Genomic DNA, 15,240 nt, shown 5'->3' on the forward strand with positions numbered 1-15,240 from the left:
CCGGTTTCGGCGCGTTTTTTTGCAAGTCGGCGACCACTTGCAACAATTTCAGCCCCGCAGTAAGGGCTGCGCCATGAGTACAAAGACCCCACAACGCCCGCGCAGAAATTTTTATGGCCGCTTTAAGGGCAAAACCCTGAAGCCCAGTCAAAAGACTTATCTGTCGGAAGATCTTGCTGCCTTGTCCCCCGGTGCGGTGGATTGGGACGGTAATCCTGAACGCGATCCGCTCGATCTCGACGGTCTATTCAGAGGCAAGCCTGTCTGGCTTGAGGTCGGCTTTGGCGGCGGCGAGCATCTGGTGCATCAGGCGCAGCAAAACCCGGATATCGGTATCATCGGGGCTGAACCTTATATCAACGGCGTTGCAATGCTGTTGGGTAAAATCCGGCAGGCGGGTGTCGAAAACCTTGCCGTATACCCCGGTGATGCGCGGGATCTGTTTGACGTTCTGCCCGAGGCCAGCATATCGCGCGCCTTTCTGCTCTATCCCGATCCCTGGCCTAAGACCCGGCATCACCGACGCCGGTTTGTGACACCTGAACATCTGGAGCCTTTGGCACGCGCGTTAAAGCCGGGCGCAATTTTTCGCGTTGCAACAGACATCCCTGACTATGTGCGCCAAACGCTGGAAGAGGTGCCGCGGGCGGGCTTCGAATGGCTGGCCGAGCGCCCCGCCGACTGGCGTGAGCCGTGGGATGACTGGATTTCCACGCGCTACGAACAGAAGGCGCTGCGCGAAGGCCGTACACCCCATTACCTGACCTTCTGCCGCAAAGACTGATTGTCGCTGGACCAACCGGCCCCAATTCGCTAATCGGCCTGAGGACTGATAGCGAAAACAGGAGCCCCCATGTCCGGACACGGCACGCCCATCCCGATGACGTCGCAGCCTTGCGGCCCGCTGACAGGCACCGCAGAGGTGCCCGGGGACAAGTCGATCTCGCACCGGTCCCTGATCCTGGGGGCAATGGCTGTGGGAGAAACCAAGATATCGGGCCTGCTGGAAGGCGAGGACGTATTGGACACCGCTAAGGCCATGCGTGCCTTTGGGGCCGAAGTAACGGATCATGGCGGTGGTGAATGGTCGGTGCATGGCGTGGGCGTTGGTGGTTTTTGCGAACCAGATCAGGTAATCGATTGTGGCAATTCGGGCACTGGCGTGCGCCTGATCATGGGGGCGATGGCGACTTCTCCGATCACAGCGACCTTCACCGGAGATGCGAGCCTGAACAAACGTCCGATGGCGCGGGTCACCGATCCGCTGGCGCTGTTCGGAACGCAATCTGTCGGCCGAGACGGTGGACGTCTGCCGATGACCATTGTCGGAGCTGCGGACCCCACCCCGGTGCGCTATGAGGTGCCTGTGCCTTCGGCGCAGGTGAAATCCGCCGTTCTGCTGGCAGGGCTGAACGCTCCCGGCAAGACCATCGTGATCGAGAAGGAAGCGACCCGCGATCATTCCGAACGGATGCTTGCGGGCTTTGGTGCCGAAATCACGGTCGAGGACACGGATGAAGGGCGCGTCATTACGCTGACCGGTCGGCCCGAGCTGAAGCCACAAGTCATCGCCGTGCCGCGCGACCCGTCCAGTGCGGCCTTCCCGGTCTGTGCCGCACTGATCACACCGGGCTCGGACGTGTTGGTCCCCGGTATCGGCCTGAACCCGACCCGCGCAGGCCTGTTCACCACGCTGCGCGAAATGGGTGCCGATCTGACCTACGAAAACGAGCGCGAAGAAGGGGGTGAGCCGGTTGCCGATCTGCGTGCAAAATACTCGCCCAACATGAAGGGGATCAATGTCCCGCCCGCGCGCGCGGCGTCGATGATCGATGAATACCCGGTGCTGTCTGTTGTGGCCGCAAATGCGACGGGCACAACAATGATGGGCGGCGTGAAAGAACTGCGCGTCAAGGAAAGTGACCGGATCGACGCAATGGCCCGTGGCCTGCGCGCCAACGGTGTGACCGTGAACGAGGGTGACGAATGGTGGTCAGTCGACGGGCGCGGCATCGGCGGTGTGCCCGGTGGTGGGACCTGCGAAAGCTTCTTGGACCACCGCATTGCCATGTCGTTCATGGTCATGGGGATGGGGGCTAAAAAGGCGGTTTCGGTGGATGACGGCGGACCGATCGCAACGTCGTTCCCGATTTTTGAGCCTTTGATGGCCGCGCTCGGTGCCAAGGTCGAGCGTACATGAGATTCACCGTAGCTATCGACGGCCCTGCGGCTGCGGGCAAGGGGACGATTTCCAAGGGCGTTGCTGCGCATTTCGGGTTTGCGCATCTGGATACCGGTCTTCTCTATCGCGCAGTGGGGCGTCGTATGCTGCAAGGTGACGAACCGGTTGCAGCGGCAGGGTCCCTGACAGCAGAAGAATTGCAGCAGGGCGATCTGCGTACGGCTGAGATCGCACAGGCGGCCTCGAAAGTTGCGGTCATTCCTGAAGTCCGAAGCGCACTCGTTGATTTTCAGCGGGGGTTTGCCCGCCGCGCCGGAGGCGCCGTGCTGGACGGGCGCGATATTGGAACCGTGATTTGCCCAGACGCTGAGGTCAAACTGTTTGTCACCGCCAGCCCCGAAGTCCGGGCGGAACGGCGATATCTTGAGCTTTCGGCCAAAGGTTCGGACTTGTCACGCGAACAGGTGCTCGCGGATGTCAAAGAGCGTGACGCACGTGACGCGGATCGCAGCACTGCACCGATGAAACCTGCAGATGACGCCGTGCAGCTTGACACGTCAAACCTGAGCATTGAGGCCGCGTTGGCACGGGCGCTCGAAACGATAGAACAGAACCTGCCCGCAGCCTGAAATGGCCGCGGACAGGTGTCCGTTAACTACAATTCACCAACTGCGATGCTCTTGATATTGGTCCACTGGTCATCTGCGGTTTTAGCGGTGCCGGTGACGTCTTTCAGGAAAGCAGCGCGGGTATCAGCATTCAGGAACAGATACAGCTTGCCGTCTGCGATCAGGTACTGATCCGGATCGCCGTCGAACTTTTTGCCAACAGACACCCCGAACGAACAATAGCCACCGTGCTGGGGCAAGTAAGCCGCCGGGTTGGCCTCGAACGCTTCAAGGTTTTCCGCGCTGGTGAAGTAATAGGATGCGCCGTCATAAGTCGCCGAATGATTGGCGAAGCCTTCGACCGGATTGCCATTGTTGACAAGCGCGACCAGATCGACGCCATGGGCTGCCAGGGGTGCACCAGCCGCCGACAGGCCTTTGGAGACGTTGATTTCGTCTGCGGCAAAAGCCGGAGCTGCCAGGGCCAGAGTTGCGGCTAATGCAGTAAGTGCGAGCGATTTCATAGTAGGGGTCCTTTCCCTTTTTGGTTCAAGGCTCGGGTCCGCCCCAAGCCGATGTAACTAAGTTAGAAAAGGTTATCCGGACGGGTAATCGCAGATAGGTCATGAGATTTTGCAGATCGTCCAAAGATCAGTGCGTTTTGCAAAAACTGTTCACATAGCTTTGTTTGGCCACCTGTCCGATGGCCGCCTAAGCTTGCTGGACAACCGTAGGAGTGGCCCATGATCAGACTAGCCCTGTTTTTGTTCTTTCTTGCAGGTAGCGTAGCTGCGCAGCAATCAGATACGCCGGTGCCCGCGGCCGAACCTCCGATGACTTACGAGCGTCTGGGAAAAATCATCTTTGCGCTAGATCCCGAGGCGCAACCGATCGGGCCGGGGTTTGAGTTGACGATATCTGATGTGACGGTGCTGGTTGTCACCGATACCAATGCTGATCGCATGCGGGCGATGGTCGCGATTGGCAGTGCTGCGGATTTGTCGCCAGCCGATTTGCAACGGATGATGCAGGCAAATTTCGACAGCACGCTGGATGCGCGCTATGCGATTGCAAATGGCACCTTATGGGCTGCGTTCATTCACCCGCTTTCGCTGTTGCAAAGGGATCAGTTGATCTCGGGGCTGGCCCAGACTGTGAATATCGCCAACACCTATGGCACATTGTACACCGGTGGTGCGGCGGAATTCGGAGGGGGCGACAGCCATGATCTGCAGCGTGAGCTGATCGAAGAACTTCTGAAGAAGGGTGAGGAAATCTGACACTTGTCCAAAGTTGGCGCATAGCCTGAATTCTGATGACGAATGTGCCTGCGACCATGGGTGTCATAGGCTCTAGCTGGATGCTTGAAAGCTGTTATAGTCTTCTCACAGCTAAATAAGGGAAAGCTGCTGTTAAATCCCCATCACTCAAAAAAAGGGGAGGCAGCTACAAAATCCCAAGCCAACAGGGACAAAAAATATGAATAATCGTTTGCGTAAGATCACCATCGTGGGTGGTGGTACGGCGGGTTGGATGACTGCGCTGATCCTGGACATGGTGTTCTCCCGCACGTCAGCACCCAAGGATCGCCCACGCATTTGCTTGATCGAAAGCCCCAACATCTCGACTGTGGGTGTCGGTGAAGCGACGGTGCCGCGTATGCCGGTCACGCTCCGTCAGGCGGGCATATCAGAGCGGGATTTCTTCCGCGAAACCAACGCATCGTTCAAGTTGGGAGTTAAGTTCTGCAATTGGAACAACGATGCCAAGGGCAATCGGATCGACTACGTAAACCCGTTTGCCCATGGTCAATTGCTGGAGGGGTTGGAGGCTGCCGAGTATTTTCTGCGTTTTGGTAACGGGGATCGGGATTTCACGCAGTCAATCTCACCGCATGATGATCTGGCCCGGTTGTGCAAGGGTGCGCGTCCTTTGGGTGCACCTGAATTCGAGCAGCGGTTTGGCTATGCTTATCATCTGGATGCCGTGAAGTTTGCGGGCATGCTAACAAAGGTCTGCGCCAAGCGCGGCGTAGAGCATATTCAAGACGAAGTGCGATCGGTCGAATTGGACGAGCAGGGCAATGTCAGTCACCTGATGTTAGAGCGCAAGGGACACCATGACATTGAGATGGTCATAGATTGCACCGGCTTCCGGGGGTTGATCATCAATCAAGCGTTGGGCGAGCCGTTCATGGATTACTCGGACTACTTGCCCAACGACCGTGCCATGGCCTTGCAGATCGAGCACCCTAACCCCGAAAAGATCGAAAGCGTTACACGCTCGACCGCGCTTGGTGCGGGTTGGACGTGGCGTGTGCCGCTCTACAATCGTGTAGGTACGGGATATGTGTATTCATCCGCGCATCGGACCGATGATCAGGCGGCGGACGAATATCTTGACTGGTTGGGCGACAGCGGCAAGGGGCTGACACCGCGCGTGATCCCCATGCGTGTTGGTCGTGTCCGCAATGCCTGGGTTAAGAACTGCTTGGCGATCGGTTTGTCTGGTGGATTTATCGAACCGCTTGAAAGTACCGCGATCCACATGATCGATCACGCGATCCGCTGGTTTGCCGAGCATCTGCCGACCCGCGATATCGAGCCCGCGCTGCGCAACCGATATAACCGGCAGATGAACAAGCTTTATGACGAGGTACTGGATTTTATCTGCCTGCACTACCGGTTGGGTAACCGCACCGATGATCAATATTGGATCGACGCCCGCACCGAGATGAAGATTCCGGATCGGTTGTCCGAGAACCTTGAGCTGTGGCAGCATCGTCTGCCGATGGAACACGATATCGAGTTTGCGACGCTGTTCAATTTCCGCGTCTATCAGACGGTTCTTCTGGGCAAACAGGTGTATGATACGGGGTATGGCGAAGGTATCCGTGATCGTCTGCGACCGCTGAAGAAACCGATTTGGTTCCAGTGGTGGAAGGGGGCAAAAATGGACCTTGCGCAGATCCTCAAGACCATGCCGGATCACAAAACCCTGCTGCGAGATATCCGGGGCGAGTTGGAGAAGCCTGCCTTTGGCAAGGCTGCAATGGGGCAGCCGACTGTCGCAATGCCGGGCGCGAAACCGGCACCCGTGGTGATCGAGAACATGCCAAACCTCGCTGAGATTCAAAGCGGCAAGAAGGATCTGCAACTGTTCTAGCGCCGCATGGTATCATTCGGCAGAACTGACAAAGAAGGCCGGGGATCGGATCGCGTTTGCTTCGATGCCCGGACCCGATGTTCGGATTTTGTGGGATTGGCCAGTGTTTAAGGGCTTTGCTCTTGCACATGACACGGAATCCGCCTATACGCGCGCTGTCTGAACAAGGGCGGTTAACGTCCGGATGACGTATCTGAGCAGGGCCGGGTTACCTCGGCCCTTTGTGTTTGTTAGCTCGGGCGCGTTCTGGATCACGCATTCAGGCATCATGAAACAAGACCGGCGGAGACAACCGCTCGGCCAGCAAAAACGTTATGTAAAGGAAAACAACGCCACATGGCTAACGCATCCATGGAGGAATTCGAAGCCCTCCTGAATGAAAGCTTCGAAATGGACACGCCCGAAGAGGGTTCTGTTGTCAAAGGCAAGGTTCTGGCGATCGAAGCCGGCCAAGCCATCATCGACGTAGGCTACAAAATGGAAGGCCGCGTTGATCTGAAAGAATTCGCAAATCCCGGCGAAGCCCCTGAAATCGCTGTAGGCGACGAGGTCGAAGTGTACCTGCGCGCCGCAGAAAACGCCCGTGGCGAAGCTGTCATCTCGCGCGAGATGGCCCGCCGTGAAGAGGCATGGGACCGTCTGGAAAAAGCATATGCCGACGACCAGCGCGTCGAAGGTGCAATCTTTGGTCGCGTCAAAGGTGGCTTCACCGTCGATCTGGGTGGCGCAGTTGCGTTCCTGCCCGGCTCGCAGGTTGACGTTCGCCCCGTGCGCGACGCTGGCCCGCTGATGGGTCTGAAGCAGCCGTTCCAGATTCTGAAAATGGACCGCCGCCGTGGCAACATCGTTGTTTCGCGTCGCGCTATCCTGGAAGAATCGCGTGCCGAACAGCGTGCCGAAGTCATCGGCAACCTGTCCGAAGGTCAGACCGTCGAGGGTGTTGTCAAAAACATCACCGAATACGGTGCATTTGTTGACCTGGGCGGCGTTGACGGCCTGCTGCACGTCACCGACATGGCATGGCGCCGTGTGAACCACCCGTCCGAGATCCTGACGATCGGCGAAACCATCAAGGTTCAGGTCATCAAAATCAACAAAGAGACCCACCGCATCAGCCTGGGCATGAAGCAGCTGCAGGAAGATCCGTGGGATCTGGTTGCTGCGAAATACCCGCTGGGCTCGGTCCATCAGGGTCGCGTCACCAATATCACCGACTACGGCGCGTTCGTCGAGCTGGAAGCCGGTGTCGAAGGTCTGGTGCACGTGTCCGAGATGTCCTGGACCAAGAAAAACGTCCACCCCGGCAAGATCGTTTCGACCAGCCAGGAAGTCGACGTCATGGTTCTGGAAATCGACGGCGCCAAGCGTCGCGTGTCTCTGGGCCTGAAGCAGACCCAGCGCAACCCATGGGAAGTGTTTGCAGAAACGCACCCCGAGGGCACCGAGGTCGAAGGCGAAGTCAAGAACATCACCGAATTCGGTCTGTTCATTGGCCTCGAAGGCGACATCGACGGCATGGTTCACCTGTCCGACCTGTCCTGGGACGAGCGTGGCGAAGATGCGATCCAGAACTACCGCAAAGGCGACATGGTTTCGGCCGTCGTCTCGGAAGTTGACGTTGAGAAAGAGCGTATCTCGCTGTCGATCAAAGCCCTGGGCGGTGACAAGTTCGCCGAAGCCGTGGGCGGCGTGAAGCGTGGTTCGGTCATCACCGTCGAAGTGACCGCGATCGAAGATGGCGGCATCGAGGTCGAGTACGAAGGCATGAAGTCGTTCATCCGTCGTTCGGACCTGTCGCGTGACCGTGCTGAGCAGCGCCCCGAGCGTTTCTCGGTCGGCGACAAGGTCGACGTCCGCGTCACCAACGTCGACAGCAAGACCCGCCGTCTGGGCCTGTCGATCAAGGCACGCGAGATCGCCGAAGAGAAAGAGGCCGTGGAACAGTACGGTTCTTCCGACTCGGGCGCGTCGCTGGGCGATATCCTGGGTGCAGCACTGAAGTCGGGCGACTAAGTCCGGGGCGTATCCCAAACATGAAATTCGGCCTCGCACCATGGTGCGGGGCCGTTTTTGTTGCGAATCAATATCTTCCAAATAGTCGGCTTAATTTGTCTATCGTTCGCGCATGAAGTGTGGAAATCAGGCCAACGGGCAAAAATTCGCGTGAGATTGTCGCAAAATGCCGCCTTTGCTGGCAGAGTATCCGTTCCCCCGATCCGGGTTTTTTCCTATACTGTCAGAACTATAGGCTTGTCACATCGTCCGCCTGGGAGGGTATTGCGTATGATCCGTTCAGAATTGATTCAGAAAATTGCCGACGAAAACCCGCATCTCTATCAACGCGACGTCGAGCGGATCGTGAATACCGTTTTTGAAGAAGTGACCGACGCCATGGCACGCGGCGACCGCGTAGAGCTGCGCGGTTTCGGCGCGTTTTCGGTGAAAAAGCGTGACGCACGTGTAGGCCGCAATCCCCGCACCGGTGAAACTGTGCAGGTTGAAGAAAAATGTGTTCCATTTTTCAAAACTGGCAAGTTGCTAAGGGACCGTTTGAACGGTAAAGCCTAGCCTCATGATGCGCTACATTCGTTATGCTTTTCTGGCAGCATTGGGGATCGTTCTGGTCTCGGTTTCGCTGGCCAATCGCCAAATTGTTGAACTTAAGCTTATGCCGGATGCTTTGTCCGAGTTGCTGGGGTTCAACCTGTCAACCTCCTTGCCGCTGTTTCTGGTCGTGCTGGGTGGGGTTGTTGCCGGCCTGGTCATCGGCTTCCTGTGGGAATGGCTGCGCGAGCATAAGCACCGCAAGGATGTGACCGTGAAGCAAGGCGAAGTGCGCAAACTTGAGCGTGAAGTTAAGAAGCTCAAGAAAAAGCAGAATGAAGGTCAGGATGATGTGCTGGCCATTCTGGATGAGGCAAGCTGAGGCCCTACGATGCCCGCTGATATCCGAGTTAAAATCTGCGGCCTGACCGCCCCTGACCACGTGCGCGCTGCTGTGGATGCGGGCGCGGGTTATGTTGGTTTTGTGTTTTTCCCCAAATCCCCGCGGCATGTTGAGCCCCAGACAGCTGCGACATTGGCACAGGAGGTGCCTGCGGGCGTCGCCAAGGTGGCGCTGACAGTGAATGCGACGGACGAGGATTTGGATCACATTCTTTCGATCGTGCCTCTGGATATGTTGCAACTGCATGGCAAAGAAAGTCCTGAGCGTGTGCAGCAAGTGCGAGACCACTTCGGCCTGCCAGTAATGAAGGCCATTGGTGTGGCCGAGGCCGAAGACCTCGCGGCCATCGATCTCTATTCAGATGTGGCGGATCAGCTGTTGATCGACGCAAAGCCACCGCGAAACGCGGAGCTGCCTGGTGGTAACGGTTTGTCTTTTGATTGGCGCCTGCTGGCAGGTCGTAAATACTGGCGTAGGCCATGGATGCTGGCCGGAGGTCTGACCCCTGACAATGTCGCAGAAGCGGTGCGAATGACCGGCGCACAGCAGGTGGATGTCTCATCCGGCGTCGAAAGCTCTCCGGGTGTAAAGGATGCCGGGCTGATCCGCGCCTTTATCGACGCGGCAAGTTGATCTGATTTGCACGAACCTGCGTATCTCCTCAAAATGGGGGAGAGCATGCTGGCAGTGATCGGCGGAGTTTCACTTAAACGATGGTATCACGGGCCCGAGTTCTTCTGGCGCGCTCATCAATCCTTGCGGCAGGCACGCGGTGACGCGCTGTGCCTGCATGCCGAGGTATTTGTGCGTCAAGGCTGTTATTTTTCATACACAGTCTGGCATGATGCCGAAGCTATGCTGACATTCGCATATTCCGGCCCTCATCGCCGTGTAGTACGCGCGTCGACCCGTCTGGCCGATATCAATGTGTTCTGTCAATTTCCCTGCATTGCTGTTCCAAGTCGAGTTCAGGCACTTCAGGTGTGGGAACAGCGCGCTCAGGCGGCGGAATGATACGTTTTGCGATGGCAAATCACTCCATCACCTCCTATGAACATCGGGTACGACGAGGGAGACTTCCATGGCCAACGATCTTTTTAATTCCTTCATGTCCGGCCCCGATGAACAAGGCCGCTTTGGCATCTTCGGCGGGCGCTTTGTCAGCGAAACGCTGATGCCGCTGATCCTGTCACTGGAAGAGGAATATGACAAAGCCAAGGATGACCCCACATTTTGGGCCGAGATGGACGATCTGTGGGCAAACTACGTAGGTCGCCCTTCGCCGCTCTACTACGCGGAACGCCTGACCGAACATCTGGGCGGCGCAAAGATTTACTTGAAGCGTGACGAACTGAACCACACCGGCGCGCATAAGATCAACAATGTGCTGGGCCAGATCATTCTGGCGCGGCGCATGGGAAAGACCCGGATCATCGCTGAGACCGGGGCAGGGCAGCACGGCGTGGCCACAGCCACCGTCTGCGCCAAATTCGGCCTGAAGTGCATTGTCTACATGGGTGCCCATGACGTTCAGCGTCAGGCCCCGAACGTGTTCCGTATGCGCCTGCTGGGAGCCGAAGTGATCCCGGTGACATCCGGCAGGGGTACGCTGAAAGATGCGATGAACGACGCTCTGCGCGACTGGGTGACCAATGTGCGCGATACCTTTTACTGCATCGGCACCGTTGCTGGCCCGCATCCTTACCCGGCGATGGTACGCGACTTCCAGTCGATCATCGGCAAGGAAGCCAAGGAACAGATGCAAAAGGCCGAGGGCCGTTTGCCCGACACCATCATCGCCGCCATCGGAGGTGGTTCGAATGCGATGGGCCTGTTCTACCCGTTTCTCGACGACAAGGATGTGAATATCATCGGTGTTGAAGCGGGCGGCAAGGGGGTTAACGAGAAGATGGAGCATTGCGCCTCATTGACCGGAGGTCGTCCGGGCGTGCTGCACGGCAACCGCACTTATCTGCTGCAGGATGATGATGGGCAGATTCTCGAAGGCTATTCGATCTCGGCCGGTCTGGACTATCCGGGCATTGGCCCCGAGCATTCCTGGCTGCACGACATCGGTCGCGCTAACTATGTCTCGATCACGGATAAAGAAGCGCTTGAAGCGTTCCAGTTGTGCTGCGCCACCGAAGGTATCATCCCTGCGCTGGAGCCCTGCCATGCGCTGGCGCATGTTATGAAAATCGCGCCGGAATTGCCCAAGGACCACCTGATCTGCATGAATATGTGTGGCCGGGGGGATAAAGATGTGCAGACCGTCGCACGGTACCTGAACTTTGATATGTCGGATACCGAAGGTCGCGCAGCGGACTGATTAGGCCTAACAGGCTTTGCGCCTTTGAGGAACTGTGCCAGTTTGCATTGCATGTGCAGTGTTTCCTCAAAGGCCGGACCCGACCGACTTGACCAGAAATACGATCAGGCCGCCCCGAGCTGGGCAGACAAGATGCGTCTGCTGGGGTATTTCGATGCCTATCTGGGTTTTCTGTCCTCGGACCCGCAGGTCGAATTGGGCCGTAACGCACTGGATATCGGGTGCGGTACGGGAGCCTTTGCCGAAGCACGCGCCGTGATCCGGCGCGAAGGGCATGTGACGCTTTTGGAACCTTCGGCCCGAATGCTGCAACTGGCAGGGTCAGCGTTGCAACGGCGCGGTGGAAACGCCGAGACTGTCCAATCGCGCTTGGAAGAGTTCCATCCGGCATCCCGTTTTGACTGCCTGTTGGCTGCGCATGTTCTGGAGCATTGCGTTGATCCGACAGATGCTTTGCGCCGCATGCGCGATCTGGCTGAACCGGGTGCAACGCTTTGGTTGGTTGTCAGCAAGCCACATTGGTGTAATGTGATCATCTGGTTCCAATGGCGGCACCGAACCTATCGACCGGATATTGTGGCGGAGATGCTCGCGCGTTCGGGCTGGGATCTGCAGGCCGAGCATGGCTTTCCAACCGGGCCGCCGTCGCGCACGTCTCGCGGATATCGGGCGATCGCCATCTAGTGCTCGTCTTCAGCGCGCTGCATTTTTAGAATATGGAGAGGTACGATATCCAGCGCCCTCTGGTGCGTGGCTTCAAGGTGCACCTTGGGCGCGCATCCCTCGTCATGGGCTTGCAAAAAGCGCCCCGCACACAAGCACCAGCGATCACCAGGCTTGAGCCCAGGAAAATCGAATTCAGGCCGGGGTGTGCTCAGGTCATTTCCGACATATTTCGAATATGCCAGAAACTCTGCCGTCATCACGGCGCAGACCGTATGGCTTCCCTGATCCTCGGGGCAGGTGTTGCAGGCACCGTCGCGAAAGAAACCGGTTAATGGTTTGCGCGAACAGGGCGCGAGCACGCCGCCCAGAACATTGATGCTGTCTTGCTTCTGCATGATGGTATCTTACAGGCTTCGCGCAATTTTGCGGAACATTTCTATGTTCTGCTCACCGACACCTGGATCGCGGAACTTTCGGTCTGCGCCCGTCGTGACAATCAGAACACCACGTGGCTGGTCGAAGTAAATGTACTGCCCATACACGCCCCGCGCCATGAATTCACCTTCATGGGCACCGATCGGAATCCACCATTGATAGCCATACCCTATCTTGCCCGGTTCGGTCGGTGCGCTTGGCCAAGTAGCGGCGTCGATCCAATCCGCGGGTACAATCTGCCGTCCATCGCGTTCGCCATCCTGCAAAATCAACTGCCCGAACCGGGCAAAATCGCGCGTTGTGAAGTTGAGACCACCCAGAACAAATGCAACGCCTGCTCCATCGGTGATATAGTAACCTTCTCGCTCCAACCCCAGCGGTGCGATCACTTTCTCGGTCAGTAACTCTGCAACGCTGCGTCCTGTTGCCCCCCGGATGACCATTCCGATCACATGAGTATCGATCGACACATATTGCCATGTTTCACCCGGCGCGACGAAACTGTCCCTCAACGAAGCCGCGAAGTCGTCCAGTTCACCTCCCAGCGCCACGACGCGGCCCATGCGATTGATGTCGGAATTATAGTCCAGATAATCCTCGTCAAAGGTCACGCCGCTGGCCATGTTCAACACGTTGCGGATCGTGGCGGTCTCATAGGCGCTGCCCTTGAGGTCGGGTGCGTATTGCACAACCGGATCGTCGAGCGAATTGATCGCGCCTTCATCCAGCAAAATGCCGAACAAGGCAGACAGGTAGCTTTTAGCAATTGACCAGGAGATCCTGCGATCATCCGGCCCGGTGTCCAGATAGTATTCTTCGAAACGAATTTCTCCGTCCTGCATCACCAACAGGGATGTTACCGAGCGATCTTCGATCCACTGGTCTGTTCCATCGGGAAGATCGAAGCCGGGCCCATACGGCAGCTCCCAGGTCGGGCCATTGCCACGCGGCAGAGTGACCGTCAGAAAGGCTTCGTCCATATTCGAAAAGTTGTGGACGATCTTTTCTTCTGAAAACAGCGAATTCACCGCCATCAGGCGTTGGATTTCCTCGCGTTTCCAAAATCCGACAACCGCCGCTGCCAATGCTAAGGTCAACAGGATACGCAGCAGCCATCTGAGCGCTGTTTTCATTCGACAACTCCCTTTTCCTCTGACATTGGACTTTGGCCTGAGGCTTTGCGCAAGCGCAACGTTGCGGAATGATTATCTGAATTTATCCAGCAGCTTTTGCATGGCCGAACGCTCATCGGGCGCTGAAACGGCTTCGGCGGCAGCTTTGGGGGGCGTATCAGGTTTAGTGGGCTGCTTCGATGATCTAGGCGGAGCAGTGCGCAGGGCAACGGCATTCATGAATTTCCCGCTTTCGTCATCGGCAAGATAGGTGGCACCGTCCGAGACGCCGCGCAGCACGTCATCCAGCCAGTCCGCATCCGCCTTTGCAAAGTCGCTTAGAACATAAGGCGAGACCATTTCTTTGCGGCCCGGATGACCGATACCCAGCCGCACGCGATCATAGGCCGGGCTGATATGGTCGTGGATCGACCGCAACCCGTTATGGCCTGCGTGACCACCGCCTGCCTTAACGCGCACTTTACCGGGTGCCAAGTCCAGCTCATCATGAAAGACGGTCACGTCCGTCGAGTCGAGCTTGTAGAAGCGCATTGCCTCTCCCACCGATTGGCCTGAGCGGTTCATGAAGGTTTGCGGCTTGACCAGCAGCACTTTTTGGCCGCCTAGACGTCCTTCGGCAATTTCAGCCTGGAACTTGGACTTCCACGGACCAAAGTTGTGATCTTCGGCAATTCGCTCCAACGCCATGAAGCCGATATTGTGCCGGTTGCGAGCGTATTTTGATCCCGGATTTCCCAAACCGACAAACAGTTTCATCGCTTTGTCCCTTACAGTCTCGCGTCGTTATCTCATTGCATGGATCAGGGGATGTTTTCCAGCCCCGTACACGCAAAAGAAAACGGGGCCCCAGAAGGCGCCCCGTTTCAAATCTGGATTTGATCCGGATTTATTCTTCTTCCTGGCCGATGACTTCAACTTCATCTGCAGCCACTTCTTCCTCATCACCCTCTTCGTCGTCGCTGGTCGACAGACCGGTGGGTGCCGAGACGTTGGCGATCACGAAGTCACGATCGATGGTGGGCTTGGTGCCTTCGGGCAGCACAACCGAAGAGATGGTGACAACGTCGTTGATTTCCATGCCAGTAAGATCAACAGTGATCTTCTCAGGAATGTCACCGGCTGTGCAGAGCAGTTCAACCTCGGGGCGGACAACGGTCAGAACGCCACCTTTTTTGATACCGGGGGCTTCTTCTTCGTTGATGAATTCAACGGGGATGAACAGCGCGATCTTGGTGGTCCGACGCAGGCGCATCAGGTCCAGGTGGGTCGGCAGGTCTTTGACAACGTCACGCTGGACATCGCGGCAGATGACGCGCACGTCTTCGTGACCTTCGACTTTCAGGTTCCACAGGGTCGACTTGAACCGGCCTGCTTTCAGGCGCTTGAACAGTACGTTGAACGGGATCTGGATCGGCAGCGGCTCTTTGTCGCCACCAAAAACAATGCCCGGAACCATGCCATCGCGGCGTGCTTGACGAGCGGCGCCCTTGCCTGTCCCCGTCCGTTCCAGAGCTACGAGATCAGGAATCTCTCCAGCCATGATAATTCTCCAATGTTAGGGCGGGCATCCTCCAAGGCTGTATGCCCGCGTGAAGCCGCGTCCTTAGCTTGATTCAGTTGGTTTGGAAAGGGCTTTTTGTAGCCCGAGAAATTTTGCGAGGCTCTGCCTCGCGCTCCGAGGTATTTACGGCCAGATGAAGGACGGATCCTCTGCTTCATCTGGCTGCAAGTACCTTGAACGAGACGCTCAATGGGCGGCCAGGCGGCGTCTCCAT

At 57.2% G+C, this 15,240-nt stretch carries 17 protein-coding genes; 12 read left to right on the plus strand and 5 right to left on the minus strand.

Annotated elements, in window-relative coordinates:
* Positions 1–73 precede the first annotated feature (73 nt).
* The 3 genes from trmB to cmk all read left to right on the plus strand — a co-directional run bounded on the left by trmB (position 74) and on the right by cmk (position 2,811).
* Positions 74–784, plus strand: coding sequence for a tRNA (guanosine(46)-N7)-methyltransferase TrmB (gene trmB / locus ACR0NM_RS00240; protein ID WP_480612675.1), 711 nt, complete (start codon positions 74–76; stop codon positions 782–784).
* Between the two features lie 69 nt (positions 785–853).
* On the plus strand, positions 854–2,200 hold the full coding sequence (gene aroA / locus ACR0NM_RS00245) for a 3-phosphoshikimate 1-carboxyvinyltransferase (RefSeq protein ID WP_480587133.1): 1,347 nt from the start codon (positions 854–856) through the stop codon (positions 2,198–2,200).
* Positions 2,197–2,811 (plus strand): (d)CMP kinase, encoded by a 615-nt coding sequence (gene cmk, locus ACR0NM_RS00250; protein WP_480612677.1) that lies wholly within the window; start codon positions 2,197–2,199, stop codon positions 2,809–2,811. The genes aroA and cmk overlap by 4 nt, the downstream gene beginning before the upstream one ends.
* A gap of 26 nt (positions 2,812–2,837) precedes the next feature.
* On the opposite strand, the gene ACR0NM_RS00255 is transcribed toward cmk, so the two are convergent.
* Positions 2,838–3,314, minus strand: a complete 477-nt coding sequence (locus ACR0NM_RS00255; protein ID WP_170424393.1) for a YHS domain-containing (seleno)protein — start codon at positions 3,312–3,314, stop codon at positions 2,838–2,840.
* Positions 3,315–3,533: 219 nt separating this feature from the next.
* On the opposite strand from ACR0NM_RS00255, the gene ACR0NM_RS00260 reads away from it, so the two are divergent.
* From ACR0NM_RS00260 to ACR0NM_RS00300, 9 genes are all read left to right on the plus strand, one after another.
* Positions 3,534–4,070 carry a hypothetical protein gene (locus tag ACR0NM_RS00260; RefSeq protein ID WP_480612679.1) on the plus strand — a complete coding sequence of 179 codons (537 nt, stop codon included), beginning with the start codon at positions 3,534–3,536 and terminating at the stop codon, positions 4,068–4,070.
* Between the two features lie 199 nt (positions 4,071–4,269).
* Positions 4,270–5,955: a tryptophan halogenase family protein gene (locus tag ACR0NM_RS00265; protein WP_480612681.1), complete on the plus strand. Its 1,686-nt coding sequence runs from the start codon at positions 4,270–4,272 to the stop codon at positions 5,953–5,955.
* 336 nt (positions 5,956–6,291) lie between these two features.
* On the plus strand, positions 6,292–7,968 hold the full coding sequence (gene rpsA / locus ACR0NM_RS00270; protein ID WP_039532111.1) for a 30S ribosomal protein S1: 1,677 nt from the start codon (positions 6,292–6,294) through the stop codon (positions 7,966–7,968).
* 270 nt (positions 7,969–8,238) lie between these two features.
* Positions 8,239–8,523 carry an integration host factor subunit beta gene (ihfB, locus tag ACR0NM_RS00275; RefSeq protein ID WP_050603110.1) on the plus strand — a complete coding sequence of 95 codons (285 nt, stop codon included), beginning with the start codon at positions 8,239–8,241 and terminating at the stop codon, positions 8,521–8,523.
* A gap of 7 nt (positions 8,524–8,530) precedes the next feature.
* Entirely contained in the window at positions 8,531–8,881 is a 351-nt protein-coding gene (locus tag ACR0NM_RS00280; protein WP_170397774.1) for a LapA family protein, read from the plus strand.
* A gap of 9 nt (positions 8,882–8,890) precedes the next feature.
* Positions 8,891–9,535, plus strand: a complete 645-nt coding sequence (locus ACR0NM_RS00285; RefSeq protein WP_170424387.1) for a phosphoribosylanthranilate isomerase — start codon at positions 8,891–8,893, stop codon at positions 9,533–9,535.
* Between the two features lie 45 nt (positions 9,536–9,580).
* Positions 9,581–9,916, plus strand: coding sequence for a hypothetical protein (locus ACR0NM_RS00290; protein ID WP_480612683.1), 336 nt, complete (start codon positions 9,581–9,583; stop codon positions 9,914–9,916).
* A gap of 67 nt (positions 9,917–9,983) precedes the next feature.
* The gene (trpB, locus tag ACR0NM_RS00295; RefSeq protein WP_170397508.1) at positions 9,984–11,231 is read left to right on the plus strand and encodes a tryptophan synthase subunit beta; all 1,248 of its coding nucleotides are present in this window, start codon (positions 9,984–9,986) and stop codon (positions 11,229–11,231) included.
* A gap of 51 nt (positions 11,232–11,282) precedes the next feature.
* Complete coding sequence (locus ACR0NM_RS00300) at positions 11,283–11,915, plus strand: class I SAM-dependent methyltransferase (RefSeq protein ID WP_480612686.1); 633 nt, start codon at positions 11,283–11,285, stop codon at positions 11,913–11,915.
* Here the strand turns inward: ACR0NM_RS00300 and ACR0NM_RS00305 are convergent.
* The 4 genes from ACR0NM_RS00305 to ACR0NM_RS00320 form a co-directional block, all read right to left on the minus strand.
* Complete coding sequence (locus ACR0NM_RS00305) at positions 11,912–12,292, minus strand: DUF2237 family protein (protein ID WP_170397502.1); 381 nt, start codon at positions 12,290–12,292, stop codon at positions 11,912–11,914. The two genes, ACR0NM_RS00300 and ACR0NM_RS00305, sit on opposite strands and share 4 nt — an antisense overlap.
* A 9-nt stretch (positions 12,293–12,301) precedes the next feature.
* Positions 12,302–13,465, minus strand: a complete 1,164-nt coding sequence (locus ACR0NM_RS00310) for a serine hydrolase domain-containing protein (protein WP_480612688.1) — start codon at positions 13,463–13,465, stop codon at positions 12,302–12,304.
* Between the two features lie 72 nt (positions 13,466–13,537).
* Complete coding sequence (pth, locus tag ACR0NM_RS00315; RefSeq protein WP_170397497.1) at positions 13,538–14,221, minus strand: aminoacyl-tRNA hydrolase; 684 nt, start codon at positions 14,219–14,221, stop codon at positions 13,538–13,540.
* 130 nt (positions 14,222–14,351) lie between these two features.
* Positions 14,352–15,005, minus strand: coding sequence for a 50S ribosomal protein L25/general stress protein Ctc (locus ACR0NM_RS00320; protein ID WP_170397494.1), 654 nt, complete (start codon positions 15,003–15,005; stop codon positions 14,352–14,354).
* Positions 15,006–15,240: the final 235 nt, after the last annotated feature.

The organism is Ruegeria sp. AF2 (assembly GCF_056542025.1).

What these genes read in the sequence shown, in the direction of transcription:
- trmB (WP_480612675.1), top strand. Translation starts at nt 74, where the DNA reads ATGAGTACAAAGACCCCACAACGCCCGCGCAGAAATTTTTATGGCCGC.
- aroA (WP_480587133.1), top strand. Translation starts at nt 854, where the DNA reads ATGTCCGGACACGGCACGCCCATCCCGATGACGTCGCAGCCTTGCGGC.
- cmk (WP_480612677.1), top strand. Translation starts at nt 2,197, where the DNA reads ATGAGATTCACCGTAGCTATCGACGGCCCTGCGGCTGCGGGCAAGGGG.
- ACR0NM_RS00255 (WP_170424393.1), bottom strand. Translation starts at nt 3,314, where the DNA reads ATGAAATCGCTCGCACTTACTGCATTAGCCGCAACTCTGGCCCTGGCA.
- ACR0NM_RS00260 (WP_480612679.1), top strand. Translation starts at nt 3,534, where the DNA reads ATGATCAGACTAGCCCTGTTTTTGTTCTTTCTTGCAGGTAGCGTAGCT.
- ACR0NM_RS00265 (WP_480612681.1), top strand. Translation starts at nt 4,270, where the DNA reads ATGAATAATCGTTTGCGTAAGATCACCATCGTGGGTGGTGGTACGGCG.
- rpsA (WP_039532111.1), top strand. Translation starts at nt 6,292, where the DNA reads ATGGCTAACGCATCCATGGAGGAATTCGAAGCCCTCCTGAATGAAAGC.
- ihfB (WP_050603110.1), top strand. Translation starts at nt 8,239, where the DNA reads ATGATCCGTTCAGAATTGATTCAGAAAATTGCCGACGAAAACCCGCAT.
- ACR0NM_RS00280 (WP_170397774.1), top strand. Translation starts at nt 8,531, where the DNA reads ATGCGCTACATTCGTTATGCTTTTCTGGCAGCATTGGGGATCGTTCTG.
- ACR0NM_RS00285 (WP_170424387.1), top strand. Translation starts at nt 8,891, where the DNA reads ATGCCCGCTGATATCCGAGTTAAAATCTGCGGCCTGACCGCCCCTGAC.
- ACR0NM_RS00290 (WP_480612683.1), top strand. Translation starts at nt 9,581, where the DNA reads ATGCTGGCAGTGATCGGCGGAGTTTCACTTAAACGATGGTATCACGGG.
- trpB (WP_170397508.1), top strand. Translation starts at nt 9,984, where the DNA reads ATGGCCAACGATCTTTTTAATTCCTTCATGTCCGGCCCCGATGAACAA.
- ACR0NM_RS00300 (WP_480612686.1), top strand. Translation starts at nt 11,283, where the DNA reads ATGTGCAGTGTTTCCTCAAAGGCCGGACCCGACCGACTTGACCAGAAA.
- ACR0NM_RS00305 (WP_170397502.1), bottom strand. Translation starts at nt 12,292, where the DNA reads ATGCAGAAGCAAGACAGCATCAATGTTCTGGGCGGCGTGCTCGCGCCC.
- ACR0NM_RS00310 (WP_480612688.1), bottom strand. Translation starts at nt 13,465, where the DNA reads ATGAAAACAGCGCTCAGATGGCTGCTGCGTATCCTGTTGACCTTAGCA.
- pth (WP_170397497.1), bottom strand. Translation starts at nt 14,221, where the DNA reads ATGAAACTGTTTGTCGGTTTGGGAAATCCGGGATCAAAATACGCTCGC.
- ACR0NM_RS00320 (WP_170397494.1), bottom strand. Translation starts at nt 15,005, where the DNA reads ATGGCTGGAGAGATTCCTGATCTCGTAGCTCTGGAACGGACGGGGACA.